Genomic DNA, 15,367 nt, shown 5'->3' with positions numbered 1-15,367 from the left:
GTATTTATTATCCATAAACTACTTAAGTAGATTTTGGTTGATTAGGCTTAAAAATTATAGAATGTTTATCAGCGTAGGAGATCTAGAAGTTAGTTAAAGGTTGTCTGATAGCGCAATTTTAAAATTTTAAATTTTTACATTAAAGCACAATGGGTTACAATAAAACAAAACCGGGAACTTACCCAGCACCCTAGCGCTGGGAAGTCCCCGGTAAGTAAAGCCAACGAAAATTTTGTTTCGCTAGCTTAAGCTGTTCCTAATGGGTTTGTATGAAGAGCGAAGTTTTAATTTAAATCTTTACACGGCGTTAGTTTTTCGGCAATTAAATTATTTAGAGCTGATTCAAGAGATGAACCAAACTGGTTCCGGTTGCCGCAGTTACAAATATAGGCCAGCGGATTTGCATCAATAATGCTGTTTTTTAATTCCTCCAAACTGGGCGCTTGCGGCAAAGCGGCATATTGTTCAAAGGTGTAACTTGTAAAAGCCACGTATTGGTTGATGCCCTGGTTATCGAGTAAGTACCCGTCGGTTAGTAAAGTAGGTTTAACGCGGTTGCCTTTTTTGGCTATGTCCTGAGGGTGCGGATAAGCCGCAATGCCCGTTTTGTCAGGAGTTAAGATTATGGCTACCTGGTTGGTGTAATCTTGCCGGGTTTTATACACTAGGGTGGGCGGCCCCGCCGAAAAATCAAGTGGGGTGGCTTGAGTTGCGTTTTGGGTCATACTGGGTTTAGAACTCTGGCAACTGCTGGCTACCAAGGTAGCCAGCGTTATAAGCAAAGCTAATCTCATTGCTTCACAATTTTTTGCATCTGGTAACCGGTTTTGGTTTGCGTGCGCAGCATGTAAATACCGTTGGGCAAATGCGAAATATTAATTTCAGTGGTATTCTTTGGGATGCTGAGCATCACTTTACCGGTTAAATTAAGCAATTCGTAGTTAGTGTATTCTTTTTTGGCCTGCAAATGCAAGGTACCGGAAGTAGGGTTAGGGTAAGCCTGTACCGCTAAATCTTGGTAATTATCGTCTTTGGTGCCGGTGGGTAACAATTGTTTTACGGTGATATCTAAAGCATACGTACCGGTTTCGCCCTGAAAATACGGTGATACTGAGGCGTAGATAGTTTTACCGCCTTCTACTTCTACGGTTTCCATTTCCTGGTCGTAGGCTTCGGTCCAGTTTTCACCATCCGGTGACATGGTAAAGAGCACGTCGTTGGTATAGGTTTGGTTATCGGTAGAGCCATACGAATCGTTTACCCGCGCCGAAATTTCGTATTTGCGGCCGGCCGATAGTTCAAATTTGTAATAATCGTAATCGGTACCCACGTGAATGTTGGCTTGCGAAGTAATGATGCGGGCCGTGTTGCCCACAAAATTTAAGGTCAGCGGTGTGGCTTCGGCTACCGTATTGTTGTTTTCGTACGCGTCGCCACCAATAGGGGCTGCCTGCACCACTACTTTAATGGGGTTTACAAAATTTTTGGAACCGGTTATGCGCCAGTTATCGGTTTCGTTGTAATGCAATACGGCCAGCAAGTAGGTGCCCGGTTCCACATCCAGTTTCTCGTTTTCAAAAACAATTTCGCCCGATTCGCAATTGTAGCATAGTTGGTTTAATTGTTTTTGCCCGATTTCAAAGGCGAAATCGCCTTCCAGGTCGTACAGGTTCACGGCCATAATGCCGGTAAACGATTCATTTTTTAAATTTTTTACAAACGTACTCACCGCAATTTTCTGGCCTTGGTACAATTCTTTAGGTTTTTGTACCGCTACGGCCTGGTACAAGTCTAGATTATTCTGATTGATAATTTGCAGCTTTACATGGTCGGTGTAATACGAGCTTTTAATTTGTTGCCATTGGCCCCCTTCCGGGCGTGAATAAATGTAGATATTGTACGTGCCCGGCAAAAGGGAAAGCATGCCTTTGGTATCAAAGTCCACGCCGTCGATGTAGTAGTTATCGGGTTCCAGTTCGTTGCCGGTGTAGGTTTTAACAAAATCAATAAAGTTGCCGTTTTCGTCGAAAGCCGCTGCGGCATAATCACCCTTAAAGGTGCCTTTACCGTTGTTATGAATGTTGGTGTGCACTTTAAATTCGGTGCCAAAACTCACAACGTCGTAGTCAATGGTAACATTATCAAATAATTGCAAATCAGCGGTTTCCTGGTTCGGAGCTTCGGGGGCTTTTATGCCGATTAAAGCTTGCTGGTTGCTATTATAACTGCCGGTACCACCGCCGGTTCCCTGGCCGTCGGGGTTTAAGGCCGAAATCGCGAAGAAGCCATCGTAATAACCGCTCCAGCCCCAGTTCATGTGAAACAAATTATTCTGGTCGTAGCCGTCGCACACAAAAGCGTGACCACCACCGCCGCCAAAACCAGCGTACAAAATGGGTTGACCGTTGGATAATTCAGTTTTTAATAAATTTATCCAATCCGCGTCGGTGTAATCGTCGCGTTGCACGCCTCTTACGTCTTTGTAGCCAAAATACGTTTTTAAAGCATATTCCGAGCAATGCTCGCCTTGGCTGGCCGCTGATATTACGTACGCGCTGCTACCACCGTCGGCAGCTACGCCGTAGCTCATTTCCACGCTCACGCCTACGTCTTTCATTAAAGTGGCAATGGCTTGGTTCGGGCCATTAATGGCGTTGGGCATGTTGTTCCAGTCGTAGGTAGAGTTGCTGAAGTTAGCCGATAAGGTACCGTATTTTTCGTGGTTGTACGAGTGAAAACCACTGCCTTGGGCCGGATATTTCCAGTAGCGCATAATTTGGGCCATGGCGGTAGCTACGCAACCAGTTACCGCTTGCTCATTGGCGTCATTATCCCAGGGGCATAAAGCGTTGTAGTACGGCGATTGGTCCCAGGTGGTAGTTAGTAACGGATCTACGGCTTCGGCTAAGGTGCCACCGGTTCGGGCTACCGGCGAACTGCCAGTTTCTAATGTCCGCCAGGCTAATTGTGTCTTCTGGCTGGCTTTGCCTTGCTTGGCGGCAAACCTGATTTCGTTTTTGTACCCTTCCAGCCATTTTACCAAGTTGGTAGGTAGCTTTTTTTGGTTGTAGGTGCCGGTGCGGGTATAGCCCAAAACCGGATTTACATTATCATCGGCCGAGATAAATACCATGCCGCCGTTAGCCGGCGCCGAAAAAACGTAATAGTAGGTGAAAGGCGCTTTACGCGCATTGCCCGGACTTATTTGTTTGGCTACTTCCTGGTGCACCAGGGTTAGTTTTTGCTGTCCCCGGCTGTTGGCCGCCGGTGAAGCTACTTGCGCGAAGAAATTGGAAGCCACTTTTAAGGCGTTTTCGGCTGGTACGTGTTTGGCCACGCTGCTTAGCCAACTAAAGCAGCTTATTACGGTTAACAGGTAAATCTTTTTCATAGTTGGATAGATTAATTGCGTAGTAAAATTTTTAAAAATTCAGCGTAAGAGGTTATAATAAAGTAGTTGCCGATTATAGGTAAACCGCTAGCACAATCCCGACTATTAAAGCCATACTCGCCAGAATACCCGTGCCGGTACCTGCTGCGGCTTTCCCCACTTTCCGGTAATGGGCTTGTTTGCGGTAGCCTCTTAAGTAGTCCTGGTTTTGGGCCAGATTGGCATCCGGTACCCCCAAAGTGCCCAAGCGGGGTGGGGTAACGGCCATGGCTACAGGAGCTACTAAAGTAAGTCCTCCGGTAAATAAGCTGGTAGCCCCGGCCGCCGCAGAACCCCAGAAAGTACCCCGGCCTTTGTAAAACAAACGCGCATCGCGGCGGCCTTGCAAAAACAGACTTTCAGAAGATTGCACGGCCCGGCCCAAAGTGTCAGTGGGTAAATCCAGCTTAATTAATTCAGTGGTGCCGTTGGCGTACTGGATCATAAATACCTCGGTCTTGGCTAGTGATAAAGTGGGGCTTTGCAGCGAATCGGCAGTTTGGTACAAAATGGCCGAGGGGGTAATTTCCTTTACCCGGGCAGTTACCTTATCGCCGGAAGTTTTAAAAATAATGTCTTGCGCCTGGGTGGTTAAAAAAGACAGCGACAAGCATAAAAGCAATACTAACTTTTTCATTTGTTTATTCTGGCTGGAGCAATGCGCTCATTTGTTCAGAAGATTTTTAAAGAACCATTGACTTTGAATCAGTTACTGGTTCATTCTTTTTTCAGGACAAAGTTAGAGGGGCTACGGCCGGATGGGAATAGGTACTACTACTTATTTTATCTAGGTAGTACACCTCAATTAATGAGTTAAATGATTGATTATGAAACTGCCGCGTGCCGCAATTTTTTATTTTAAAAGCTAAAATTTAAAAAAGCGACCTCTCCTGGACAAGCAGGAATATTTTGTAGTTGCGCTAAAGTTCTCTTAAGCAGAAAAGAGTAAACTAACCACCGTATTTACGAGAAAGCCCTAGCTAAAGTGCCATTTTTAGAATTTAGACGGCACCATAAATGATGTGCATTTAAGATTATAGTGATTAAAGCTTAAAAAGGAAATCCGGTTGCTCTAATCGGTTATCTTGGAAGAATGACTGAATGGAACAGAGGTCAGAATCAGAAAAATTTAAAGATTACCTTGCAATAACTTAGCCACCGGCTAATTTACTATGGCAATAGATTTTCAGTTGAAGCCTTATATGCTTTGTTGCTTCATGTTGTTAATTGATGGGATAAATTGTATTATAGTAAGAATAATTAGCGTTGCTGGATCTATCCGCAATGGTAATTGATTTCTTGAAGGAGAATATTGGTGAGCTCAGAAATATTAAATAAATCTTATTTAGGATCTGGGAGAATTATAAGATTACAAGCAGAAGAAAGGAAAAATTGACCTGATTGATAAGCAGTTACTGTTGCCCGAAAGGAAGGCTATCTGATTCTGGAAAAAAGAAGGGGTACTGTGGCTTGGCCGATCAGTACCCCTTTTGCTTTAAGAACGAACTCTAACGTAAGCTGGAGCTGGTTTTTTGGTTCCGCATTTGCTGTTGATAACAGTGAAAACCCGAATAAGCGATTTTAATAAATATCTAAATTCTTGCATAACGATCACATTTAAATTTATCCACTTAACGGTTTAGCGAGGAAAAAGACTAATAATATACTAAGATTATTTGTTTTTATTTATTAACAAAGTTTAATTACAAACAGTTTTTAAATAGTTTAGGTATTTTAAAGTTGAAACTACATGGTAAGAGGAAATTTTAAATTGGACTATTTTTTTGCTGCTTATTCAAGTTTTTGCAATACAATACCCGTCTTTGTTATTACCAACGGTAAAATTTTAAAAATATTTAATTTCAGAATCTATTTTCCTGTGTTGGTAAAGTAAACCCTTATAGATCAGCTTTATTCATTTAGGCTTGCTGCACTTTGGTAAAAGTTGGCTGGGTTTCCACCACCGGATTGTTGCCTGAAGGCTTTACCGCGATTAAAGTTAAAATTGCCGAAAGTAACAGTGAGCCCGCCATAAACAAATACGAAGCCCCAAAGCCACCCGTAGAACTGTTTAGATAACCTACCAGGTAAGCACCCACAAAAGAGCCCAGTGCCCCCATGCTATTGATTAAAGCCATGGCTCCACCGGCCACATTTTTAGGTAAAAGCTCTGGAATAATGGCAAAAAACGGTCCGTAGGGAGCATACATGGCACCGCCCGCCAAAATCAACAAGCCAAATGATAACCAGAAATTATCCGGGCCAAGGGCAAAGGAGCCATAAAACGCCAAGGCGCCGATAATTAAAAATGGCCACACAAAAGCCTTGCGGTTTAACGTTTTGTCGGAAAAATAGGAAGCCGCTAACATCGCCACAATCGCCAAAACGTAAGGCACCGACGACAACCAACCGGTTTTTACAATGTCCATATCGGGGGCGGCTTTAATAATAGAAGGCAGCCACATCACAAAACCGTATACCCCAATGCTCCAAAAAGCGTATTGTAAGCTTAGTAAAATAACGGTGCGCGATTTAAAAGCTTCGGCGTAGTTTTTTACCGGTTTCAGGCCTTGTTGTTCGGCTTGCAACTGGGCCGCTAAGGCTTGTTTTTCCGGTTCGGTTAACCATTTGGCATTTTGTGGTTTATCATCTACCAAACGCCACCAGAAAAAAGCCCAGACTACCGCCGGTAAACCTTCCAGAATAAACATCCAGCGCCAACCCAACGAATTAATTAAATAGCCGGATAAAATCGACATCCAGAGAATTGTGGCCGGATTACCTAAAATTAAAAAAGTGTTGGCCCGCGAACGCTCCGATTTAGTAAACCAGTTGCTCAATAAAATCAGCATGGCCGGCATCACGGCGCTTTCTACTATACCCAGCACAAACCGGATTACAATCAATAAGTTTACATTGGTTACCATACCGGTAGCAGTGGCTAAGCCGCCCCACAAAATCAAAGACCAGAAAATAAGCTTTTTAGCGCTGTTGTTGGCCGCATAATGTGCGCCCGGAATTTGAAAAAAGAAATAACCCAGGAAAAATAAGGAACCCAGCAACGACGACATGGCGGGGGTAATTTTTAAATCTTCGGCCATACCGCTGGCGGCACCAAAGCCAAAATTGGCCCGGTCCAGGTAAGCAAGGCTGTAGGTTATAAAAGCAACGGGAATTAAACGGTACCACCGCGATGCGGCTATTGTGGTGTTCTCCATGATAAAGTTTTTTCGGCTGGTTGTAAACTTAAATTATAATGGCCGGCTTAAGATAACTTATTTTTGGCGTAAACCAGCCACCTAAAGCTCGATTACTGTTAAATCAAATACGCCAAACTAAGTTAAATTAGCATTTAACCATTCATAAAGACACCAACTACGCGCCTAGGGATGAAGCTTGTGGAAAAAAGAAACGCCTCTGCATAAAAAAAGTAATGCCCCTGATTGCTATCAGGGGCATTTTTAAAATTTCGGCTTCGGTAGGTTCTGCTGGTATTGTAATGGGAGTCTGCCAGCCTCTATTGATGTCTGTGCCAACAGTTTTTTAAAATTCAGGCTTTTTCTCCCACAGTCCAGCCGGCGCGGGGTACCGGTTCGCTGGGCGCACCCGCCACTAAGGCATCAGCTACGGCACCGGTAGTAAAAGCGTAAATGCCTTTATGTATTAAATCAATGGTCTGTTCATCTTTTGGCCAAGTCCAGGGTAGAGCACCTACGCCGGTTGCATTTTCCAGGGTTTGATCGTTAAGCAGGCGCAAGTTCATAAACAGAAACGAGCCCACCGGCCCCCGGATACCGTACTCGGCCATAATGCCCCGAACCACCCCCATTAAAATGCCTTGCCCCCAATGCATGGTCCAGTTAAGGCCTAATCGTTGTTCGTCGGGTTGGTGGGGTAACTGTAACAGGCGCTCCAGAGTATGGGCGGGTACGTAGGAGTTGGGCCGTTTGGTAATTAATTGTTCTAATTTTTCGGCTAAGGTCATAGCGGCTACCCCCGCCAAACCAGCTACTAAACCGTTTAAAATTGCCTTACCTGTCATGTTCGTATCAATTTTTATTTTATAGTAAATTTTTATCCGCCAGCATCGAATAATAGATTTAGGCGTAGCAGCGCTGATTACAATTACGCTGATATGCTAAACCTTTATGAGCTGTTTGTTTATCGCATGTAAAAGTTAGTACTAGCGCTTTGCCTGCTAATTGCAGGTTTAGCGGAAAACGTTGCTAAAAGTTTCTGCTTGTACGCGCCTGAAACAGGAGGGTTCTGGTTTGTATTCAGGTATTTTTAAGGCATTGCTTTCGATATCAACGTATTACCCGGGTTGGTATGCAGGATAAAATTTTGGCGTTTGCGCGAATTTTTAAAAAAATGCTTGCGTTGCAGCAACTGAATCGCTTATATTTGAGCCTCATTTTGCGAAGAACTATGATTGTTTCAGCAGCCCGCCTCTGCCAGTAGGGCTCCATTCCCTTCTTTTTTCTCTTAAAGTCCGGCTTATTTCGTCCGGTCTAATTTTCCTTTTATAATATTTTTCAATCATGTCGCAAACTGTTATTAATCAGAGCAAGCGCGCTGCTTTTTTTTCTGTAATTAAACAATCGCTGCAAGGCGGCGAAATCGATTATACCGTGGGTAGTATCCGGCGGTCGGTAGTTTTACTGGCCATCCCGATGATGCTCGAAATGATTCTGGAATCGGTATTTGCCTTGGTAGACCTGTACTTTGTGGGGCATTTACACGATAGTAGTTATGCAATCCAAACGGTGGGTTTAACCGAATCGGTGTTGACCGTTATTTATTCCTTAGCCATCGGTATCAGCATGGCGGCTACGGCGGTGGTGTCGCGCCGGATCGGCGAAAAAGATCCGGAAGCGGCATCTAAGGCTGGTATGCAGGCTATCTTAATTGCGGTAGCGCTCAATACGATTATTAGTATTCTGGGATTAGTATTTGCTACCCAAATTTTGTTGTGGATGGGAGCTTCGGCGGAAGTAGCGCAACGGGGAACTTCTTTTATGCAACTCATGATGGGCAGTAGTGTATTTATTGCCTTATTATTTTTAATTAATGGCATTTTCCGGGGAGCTGGCAATGCGGCTATCGCCATGAAAAGCTTGTGGGTAGCCAACATCGCCAATATTATTTTGTGCCCTATATTTATTAATGGATTTGGCCCGGTGCCGGCTTTTGGCTTAACGGGAGCTGCTATTGCTACTACTTTGGGGCGTGGTTTGGGAGTTGTTTACCAGTTATACCATTTATTTAACGGCAAAAACACGCTTAAAATATTGGCCACGCATTTTGCCCCGGATTGGGACCAAATTAAGGCTTTAATTAAAATTGCTTCGCCGGCCGTGCTGCAGTTTGTAATTGCTTCCTGTAGCTGGATTTTCTTGGCGCAGTTAGTAGCTACCACCGGCGGCGACCATGGTTCGGCGGGTTACCAAACCGCGTTGCGGCTTTTAATGTTTTTTATGCTGCCCGCCTGGGGTTTGAGCAATGCAGCCTCTACTTTGGTTGGTCAGAATTTGGGGGCGCGGCAAATCGAGCGAGCCGAACAAGCAGTGTTTAAAACGGCCAAATACAACGTGCTTTTTATGGCAGTCATCACCATTTTGAGCCTGACGGGAGCGCAGTGGTTTGTGTCTTTTTTTACGAACGATGCCCAAATTCAGGAAGTTGCAATTCAAGCCATCCGGATTATGAGCGTAGGTTACGTGTTCTACGGTATTGGTATGGTGCTCATGAACGCATTTAACGGGGCCGGCGATACCTGGACGCCCACCTGGGTTAACCTGTTTGGCTTCTGGTTTTTTCAGATTCCTTTGGCTTATGTTCTGGCGAAGTACTTGCAGATGGGGCCTACCGGGGTGTTTATTGCTATTCCGGTAGCTGAAACAAGCCTTACCCTGGCTAGTATTGTTCTGTTCCGGCGGGGCAAATGGAAAAAGATGCAGGTATAAAGCCCTTGATTTACTTGTTTTTAAAACCTGGTAAGTTTAACCGCTTACCAGGTTTTATGCCTAAACTGAATTCAAAAATTTAGCGGTACGGCTTAGCTGATGCATTTAAATAAAATTATAGTAACGCTTCTGCCTCATTACTGAATTGTACTCAAGCTAAATGCTGCATTCCCAGATATATTTAAGGCTTTATTTGGAATGCCATATGGGGGAAGCACCAATTTAAAATGGTAAAATTTTAAATTTTTTAAAAATCACAATTCTCAAAACTATACTATACGCTATGGAACATGTACAATACCCGGTAGGCCGGTTTCAACCGCAACCCGATTATACCGCTGCCGAAATAAGCGGTTTCTTATGTTATTTAGAAAGTGCCCCGGAACGGTACGAACAACTGGTAACTAACCTCACCGAAACAGATTTAAATAATACGTACCGGCCGGGTGCCTGGACGGTGCGGCAATTGGTGCACCACGTAGCCGACATTCATCTAACCAACTTCCTGCGCCTGAAAAAAGCCCTCACGGAAGAAAATTACGAAATAACCATAATCCGGATGGATGAATGGGCAGCTTTACCCGATTCTACCCAACTGCCCATTGATAGTTCTTTACTTATTTTCAGAGGAGTAAATTTCCGGTACATTGCCTTGTTCGAAACGCTGGACGAGCAAACGCTGGCTAAAACCTATTACCACGCTGTCCGGAAATTACATTTAAGTTTAAAGCAAATGCTGTACATGGCTACCTGGCACGTGGCACATCACCTGGGACATATCCGAATTGCTTTAGGAAAAGAGCCGGAAGCGTTTCGGTAAGGGCGTATGCCATACGCCCCAACGCTGATCAGAAAAGGCCGTAAAAACAAAAATGGCCTATAGTCCACTTATCCATCACCGCCGCTCTATCCGGCTGAAAGGCTATGATTACAGTCAAGCCGGTGCGTATTTTATTACCCTTTGCACCCATCACCGCGAGCATCTGTTTGGGGAAGTTAAGGGCGGTGAAATGAAGTTGAATCCCTTCGGGCAAATTGCCTATGAAAATTGGCTGAAAACGCCTCAGATTCGGCCTAACGTTGCTTTAGATGTCTTTGTAATTATGCCCAATCACCTGCACGGCATCCTCCTCATCCGTAAGGGCGAATCGCATTCGCCCCTTTTGAATCCGGATAAGGGCGAATGCGATTCGCCCCTACGAACACCGTCCAATACCATTGGGGCGATGGTACGGGGATATAAATCGGCAGTAACCAAACAAATAAATTTATTACGTGCTGGGGTAATTGTTTGGCAACGCAATTACTACGAACACATTATCCGGAACGAACAAGCGTACCACACCATTTCGGTATACATTATCCATAATCCTTATAAGTGGGAGCAAGATAAATTTTACAGTTAATGAAGCTCCGGATTGTTGTTAATTAACCTCTGCCCGTTTTTTTTCTTATACTTATTTCTGCTTTCCCACATTAGGTAAGAAAAACGTTAATAAGCCGATTAAAGGCAAAAACGAACAAATTTTAAAAACAAAGTTAATGCTGGTACGGTCGGCTACTTCGCCCAAAACCGCGGAGCCAATACCCGCAATACCAAAGGCAAAACCAAAGAATAAACCGGCAATTAACCCAATTTTGCCCGGTACCAGTTCCTGGGCGTACACCAGAATAGCCGAAAAAGCTGATGAAAGTATTACCCCAATCATCACAATCAGCACACCGGTCCAGAATAAATTGGCGTAGGGTAGGAGCAGGGTAAACGGCGCAACGCCCAAAATAGAACCCCAAATCACGTATTTGCGCCCAAAGCGGTCTCCGATGGGGCCGCCGATAAACGTACCAGCCGCCACCGAAAACAAAAACACAAATAAATACAGTTGCGAGCTTTGCACCGACACGTGAAATTTATCGATCAGGTAAAACGTAAAATAACTCGTCATGCTGGCCAGGTACACGTGCTTGGAGAAAATTAAAATCAATAAAATACCCAATGAGAAAATAACCCGGTGCCGCGAAAGGGTTTGCACTACTTCGGCTGGGGCAGCCACTATTTTCTGTTTGATTTTTGCTGTGTGGTTTCTTTGCCAGGTGCCTACCCAACCTAATACCAACATGGCCAATAAAGCCGCTAACGAGAACCAGGCCAGTTTGGTCTGGCCGTAAGGCACAATAATTAAAGCTGCCAGAATTGGGCCTAAGGAACTGCCTGCGTTACCGCCCAACTGAAACAACGATTGCGCCATGCCGCGTCGGCCACCAGACGCCAAATGGGCCATGCGCGAAGCTTCCGGGTGAAAAATAGAAGAACCTACGCCCACCAAACCTACAGACAATAAAATAAAAGGAAAACTATGAACCTGCGATAAAAGCAGCAAGCCAATCAGGGTAAAGCCCATACCGATTACCAGGGCATAAGGCTGGGGTTTTTTATCGGTATACAGCCCTACAAAAGGCTGCAAAATAGAAGCGGTTAACTGGTTGGTTAAAGTAATTAAACCAATCTGCGCAAAATCGAGCCGGAACGAAGTTTTAAGCAAAGGATAAATAGCCGGAATCAGCGATTGCATGGTATCGTTGAGCAAATGCGAAAAGCTGATGGCGAATAAAATAGGAAAAACAGTTTGCTGCACCACTTGTTGTGGCAAAGTAGTTTCCTGCGTTAAAGTATTTTTCATAACACTAAATAATTCGGGTTATACGCGCAGGTTGGATAAAATGGTAAAATTTTAAAAAAAATGCTTTTCCCAACTGCATTAACGGGCAAAATTACCCAGCACAACTGCCCGATAAAGCTGCAAAGGTAGTTATTTGTGCTAAACCCAAAAAAGGAATCTAAAAGTTAGTCGTGCTGCCAGGTATTTACCTCAAGCTAACCAGAATACGCAACCGTTAAAGTTAAACTTAGGGACTTGCGTGGGAGAATTAAATAAAAAAATATCTATTTATAAAGCCTAAATTGGTTGGTCTTTGTTAAAGATTAGGCAGGCTGTGGCGGTTGGCAGCTTTTAAAGTAAAAAGATGAAAGGTGTAAAAAAACAACATTTACCGGTTAAAGTCTGTATCGTTTGTCAGAAGCCTTTTACCTGGCGCAAGAAATGGGAAAAGGTATGGGCCGAAGTTAAATATTGCAGCGAACGATGCCGGAAAACAAAATCCTCCGCCTGATTCTGGGTGACCAACTAAACAGCCAGCATTCCTGGTTTTCTACCACCGACCATTCGGTTACTTACGTGCTGATGGAAGTATGGCAGGAAACCAACTACGTAGTGCACCACCTCCAGAAAGTAGTAGCGTTTTTTGCGGCTATGCGCCAGTTTGCCGCCGAATTGCAAGCCATTGGCCACGAGGTTATTTATTTTAAAATTTCAGATCCGGAGAACAAGCAATCCTTTGAGCAAAACTTACAATACCTGATTAGTAAGCATTCTTATACAAAACTGGAGTATTTGCTACCCGACGAATACCGGCTCGACGAAGAATTAAAACGTATTGCCCAGGCTTTGCCTATTCCAACGACTATTTCAGACACCGAGCATTTTTACAGTACCCGCGACGAGTTGGGCAAGTTTTTTAAAAATCGCAAAACCTACGTCATGGAAAACTTTTACCGCTACATGCGGCAAAAACACGGAGTATTAATGCACGGCGATGAACCCATAACCGGCCAGTGGAACTACGACCAGGATAACCGCCAGAAAATGCCTGCCAACCATTTGCCCCCGGCGCCTTTGCTTTTTGCGAATGCTATTACTGAAATTAAAAAAGAAGTAGCCGCGGCCGGAATTACCACCATGGGCTATTTGCCGGAAAACAACTTAAGCTGGCCTATTAGCCGCGTGCAATCGCTGGAGTTACTGGAATACTTTGTGCAAAACAATTTGCCTTTGTTCGGTACATTTCAAGATGCCATGACGCCGCTTTCCTGGTCGTTGTACCACGCCCGGCTTTCGTTTGCGCTAAATTCTAAAATGTTAGCTCCCCGTGAAGTGGTGCAACGGGTAATCCGGGAGTGGGAAGAAAGCGCAGGCAAGATAGAATTTCACCAGGTAGAAGGATTTGTGCGGCAGGTTTTAGGTTGGCGGGAGTACATGCGCGGCATGTACTGGTTAAAAATGCCCGACCTGGAAAAGGCAAACTTTCTGGAAAATACCCAATCCTTACCTAGCTGGTACTGGACCGGTAAAACCAGAATGAACTGTTTGAAGCACGCTATTGGGCAGTCGTTGCACTTTGCCTACGCGCACCACATTCAACGGCTCATGATTACCGGCAATTTTGCTTTGCTGGCTGGCGCCCACCCCGACGAAGTAGATGCCTGGTACCTGGGTATTTACATCGATGCCATTCAATGGGTAGAAATTACCAACACCCGGGCGCTAAGTCAGTTTGCCGATGGTGGCCAGATTGGTACCAAAACCTACGTGAGCACCGCGGCTTACATTAACCGCATGAGCTCGTATTGCCAGGGTTGCTACTACGATAAAAATAAAAAGATCGGCGACCGGGCTTGTCCATTTAACAGCCTGTACTGGAATTTTCTGGATCAGCACGAAAGTAAATTAGCCCGGAATCCACGCATCAGCATGGTGTACAAAGCCTGGTACAAAATGGAACCCGACACCAAAGCCGCCATTCTGGAGCAAGCCCAGCAATACCTGGAACAAATAGAAGAATTGTAAGTTAGCAACTTTGGTAGCTGCCCGGGGTCTCTTAAATAAGAGATAAGGGAGAAAAACCTACAGGATTAAGTAATTATTTTTTACCGCTTGGGAGCGGAGCAAAATTAAAATTTTTAAAAAATCGCCCTTTTTAAGAAGTTAAAAGGGCAGCCAATCAGAAATTCCGTATAGCTAAAGGTTCAAAAATAAAAAATCAGTATGGCAAATAAATCAATTATTTCAGCCTGGCCGGCTTTTAGTTGGGGAATAATAGCGGGTATGCGCAGCCTGACAGCTCCAACCTTCGCCGCACATTATCTTTCGCGGGCGTATTCGCCGGTGTTGGCTGGTTCGCCGTTGCGCTTTTTGCAATCGGCCAAAGTAGCTACTGGGTTAAAAGTATTAGCCGGCGCCGAATATATTGGCGATAAAATGCCGAATGCCCCTAACCGGATTGCCGCGCCAGGCTTAACGTTCCGGGTTTTGTCGGGAGCTTTGGTAGGCGCCGCTTACCGTTTGAATAAAAGCCAGGATGCCACCACCGGAGCTATTTTGGGTTGTGCCGGGGCATTAGCCGGCTCGTACGCGTTTTATTTTCTCCGGACCAGATTAACCCAACATACGCCCGCCCCAGATTGGGTATATGCCCTTCTGGAAGATGCGCTTACGCTAACCAGCGGCAATCTTTTAGCCCAAGCTACCTTAACCAACGAGCTTAGTTTAGAAGAAGCCGGAATTGGAAGAATTTAAAAAATTAATGGAAAGTTACGGGTTAAACCGTTGGTTAACTTGCTTGGAAAAGGAAAGAAGAGAACTATTTATAGAATAGCTCTCCTTTTGGTTTTTATTTAACGGCTTGCACGCCGGCTTCAGCTACAGTATGGTCGTTTTCTACGGTATCGCCGGAAACGCCAATGGCCCCAATAATTTCGTTCGAGTTGTTCCGGATGGGAATACCGCCCGGGAAGGTAATTAAGCCACCGTTGGAGTGCTCGATGTTGTACAGCGAACCGCCGGGCTGCGACAACTTACCGATTTCGCCGGTGTTCATGTCAAAATAGCGGGCGGTCTTGGCTTTCCGGATGGATATATCCAAAGACCCCAGCCAGGCACCGTCCATGCGCGCAAAGGCGGTTAAGTTGGCTCCGGTATCTACCACGGCAATATTCATTTTAACCCCCAGTTCCTGGGCTTTTTGCTGAGCTGCTTGTACTGCCGCTTCGGCTTGTTTTAAGGTAATGTTCATGCGTATATGGTTTATGGTTATGCCTGGGGTTGTTTTTGCGGCTCTATTAACCCGTGTTTAAGTC

13 protein-coding genes are annotated in these 15,367 nt (G+C 44.8%); 6 read left to right on the top strand and 7 right to left on the bottom strand.

Features of this window, described 5'->3' with window-relative positions:
- Positions 1–284: 284 nt before the first annotated feature.
- The 5 genes from HUW51_RS02135 to HUW51_RS02115 all read right to left on the bottom strand — a co-directional run bounded on the left by HUW51_RS02135 (position 285) and on the right by HUW51_RS02115 (position 7,472).
- Positions 285–794, bottom strand: coding sequence for a hypothetical protein (locus HUW51_RS02135; RefSeq protein ID WP_185272353.1), 510 nt, complete (start codon positions 792–794; stop codon positions 285–287).
- Complete coding sequence (locus HUW51_RS02130) at positions 791–3,391, bottom strand: thiol protease/hemagglutinin PrtT (RefSeq protein ID WP_185272352.1); 2,601 nt, start codon at positions 3,389–3,391, stop codon at positions 791–793. The genes HUW51_RS02135 and HUW51_RS02130 overlap by 4 nt, the downstream gene beginning before the upstream one ends.
- A gap of 73 nt (positions 3,392–3,464) precedes the next feature.
- Positions 3,465–4,067: a hypothetical protein gene (locus tag HUW51_RS02125; protein WP_185272351.1), complete on the bottom strand. Its 603-nt coding sequence runs from the start codon at positions 4,065–4,067 to the stop codon at positions 3,465–3,467.
- A 1,282-nt stretch (positions 4,068–5,349) separates the two neighbouring features.
- Positions 5,350–6,648: an MFS transporter gene (locus HUW51_RS02120; RefSeq protein ID WP_185272349.1), complete on the bottom strand. Its 1,299-nt coding sequence runs from the start codon at positions 6,646–6,648 to the stop codon at positions 5,350–5,352.
- A gap of 332 nt (positions 6,649–6,980) precedes the next feature.
- The gene (locus HUW51_RS02115; RefSeq protein WP_228466908.1) at positions 6,981–7,472 is read right to left on the bottom strand and encodes a hypothetical protein; all 492 of its coding nucleotides are present in this window, start codon (positions 7,470–7,472) and stop codon (positions 6,981–6,983) included.
- A gap of 499 nt (positions 7,473–7,971) precedes the next feature.
- On the opposite strand from HUW51_RS02115, the gene HUW51_RS02110 reads away from it, so the two are divergent.
- The 3 genes from HUW51_RS02110 to HUW51_RS02100 all read left to right on the top strand — a co-directional run bounded on the left by HUW51_RS02110 (position 7,972) and on the right by HUW51_RS02100 (position 10,802).
- Positions 7,972–9,396 carry an MATE family efflux transporter gene (locus tag HUW51_RS02110; RefSeq protein ID WP_185272348.1) on the top strand — a complete coding sequence of 475 codons (1,425 nt, stop codon included), beginning with the start codon at positions 7,972–7,974 and terminating at the stop codon, positions 9,394–9,396.
- A gap of 283 nt (positions 9,397–9,679) precedes the next feature.
- Complete coding sequence (locus HUW51_RS02105; RefSeq protein WP_185272346.1) at positions 9,680–10,216, top strand: YfiT family bacillithiol transferase; 537 nt, start codon at positions 9,680–9,682, stop codon at positions 10,214–10,216.
- 52 nt (positions 10,217–10,268) lie between these two features.
- A complete protein-coding gene (locus HUW51_RS02100; RefSeq protein WP_185272345.1) occupies positions 10,269–10,802 on the top strand; it encodes a transposase in 534 nt (177 codons plus the stop codon).
- A gap of 51 nt (positions 10,803–10,853) precedes the next feature.
- Here HUW51_RS02100 and HUW51_RS02095 read toward each other — a convergent pair whose 3' ends face one another.
- A complete protein-coding gene (locus tag HUW51_RS02095) occupies positions 10,854–12,074 on the bottom strand; it encodes an MFS transporter (protein ID WP_185272344.1) in 1,221 nt (406 codons plus the stop codon).
- 343 nt (positions 12,075–12,417) lie between these two features.
- Between HUW51_RS02095 and HUW51_RS02090 the strand changes: the two genes are divergently transcribed.
- From HUW51_RS02090 to HUW51_RS02080, 3 genes are all read left to right on the top strand, one after another.
- On the top strand, positions 12,418–12,564 hold the full coding sequence (locus tag HUW51_RS02090; RefSeq protein WP_185272343.1) for a DUF2256 domain-containing protein: 147 nt from the start codon (positions 12,418–12,420) through the stop codon (positions 12,562–12,564).
- Positions 12,537–14,078, top strand: a complete 1,542-nt coding sequence (locus HUW51_RS02085; protein ID WP_185272342.1) for a cryptochrome/photolyase family protein — start codon at positions 12,537–12,539, stop codon at positions 14,076–14,078. Before HUW51_RS02090 ends, HUW51_RS02085 begins: the two co-directional genes overlap by 28 nt.
- A gap of 198 nt (positions 14,079–14,276) precedes the next feature.
- Positions 14,277–14,807 (top strand): DUF4126 family protein, encoded by a 531-nt coding sequence (locus tag HUW51_RS02080; RefSeq protein ID WP_185272341.1) that lies wholly within the window; start codon positions 14,277–14,279, stop codon positions 14,805–14,807.
- Between the two features lie 94 nt (positions 14,808–14,901).
- Here HUW51_RS02080 and HUW51_RS02075 read toward each other — a convergent pair whose 3' ends face one another.
- Positions 14,902–15,303, bottom strand: a complete 402-nt coding sequence (locus HUW51_RS02075) for a GlcG/HbpS family heme-binding protein (RefSeq protein ID WP_185272340.1) — start codon at positions 15,301–15,303, stop codon at positions 14,902–14,904.
- Positions 15,304–15,367 lie beyond the last annotated feature (64 nt).

It is taken from the genome of Adhaeribacter swui (genome assembly GCF_014217805.1).
In the GTDB taxonomy this organism is placed as follows: domain Bacteria; phylum Bacteroidota; class Bacteroidia; order Cytophagales; family Hymenobacteraceae; genus Adhaeribacter; species Adhaeribacter swui.
The sequence above is the reverse complement of the archived record's forward strand: the minus strand, read 5'-3'. Positions and strand labels throughout refer to the sequence as shown.

Bases quoted from the DNA above. Each gene is read 5' to 3' on its own strand.
- HUW51_RS02135 (WP_185272353.1), bottom strand. From the start codon at position 794: ATGAGATTAGCTTTGCTTATAACGCTGGCTACCTTGGTAGCCAGCAGT.
- HUW51_RS02130 (WP_185272352.1), bottom strand. From the start codon at position 3,391: ATGAAAAAGATTTACCTGTTAACCGTAATAAGCTGCTTTAGTTGGCTA.
- HUW51_RS02125 (WP_185272351.1), bottom strand. From the start codon at position 4,067: ATGAAAAAGTTAGTATTGCTTTTATGCTTGTCGCTGTCTTTTTTAACC.
- HUW51_RS02120 (WP_185272349.1), bottom strand. From the start codon at position 6,648: ATGGAGAACACCACAATAGCCGCATCGCGGTGGTACCGTTTAATTCCC.
- HUW51_RS02115 (WP_228466908.1), bottom strand. From the start codon at position 7,472: ATGACAGGTAAGGCAATTTTAAACGGTTTAGTAGCTGGTTTGGCGGGG.
- HUW51_RS02110 (WP_185272348.1), top strand. From the start codon at position 7,972: ATGTCGCAAACTGTTATTAATCAGAGCAAGCGCGCTGCTTTTTTTTCT.
- HUW51_RS02105 (WP_185272346.1), top strand. From the start codon at position 9,680: ATGGAACATGTACAATACCCGGTAGGCCGGTTTCAACCGCAACCCGAT.
- HUW51_RS02100 (WP_185272345.1), top strand. From the start codon at position 10,269: ATGGCCTATAGTCCACTTATCCATCACCGCCGCTCTATCCGGCTGAAA.
- HUW51_RS02095 (WP_185272344.1), bottom strand. From the start codon at position 12,074: ATGAAAAATACTTTAACGCAGGAAACTACTTTGCCACAACAAGTGGTG.
- HUW51_RS02090 (WP_185272343.1), top strand. From the start codon at position 12,418: ATGAAAGGTGTAAAAAAACAACATTTACCGGTTAAAGTCTGTATCGTT.
- HUW51_RS02085 (WP_185272342.1), top strand. From the start codon at position 12,537: ATGCCGGAAAACAAAATCCTCCGCCTGATTCTGGGTGACCAACTAAAC.
- HUW51_RS02080 (WP_185272341.1), top strand. From the start codon at position 14,277: ATGGCAAATAAATCAATTATTTCAGCCTGGCCGGCTTTTAGTTGGGGA.
- HUW51_RS02075 (WP_185272340.1), bottom strand. From the start codon at position 15,303: ATGAACATTACCTTAAAACAAGCCGAAGCGGCAGTACAAGCAGCTCAG.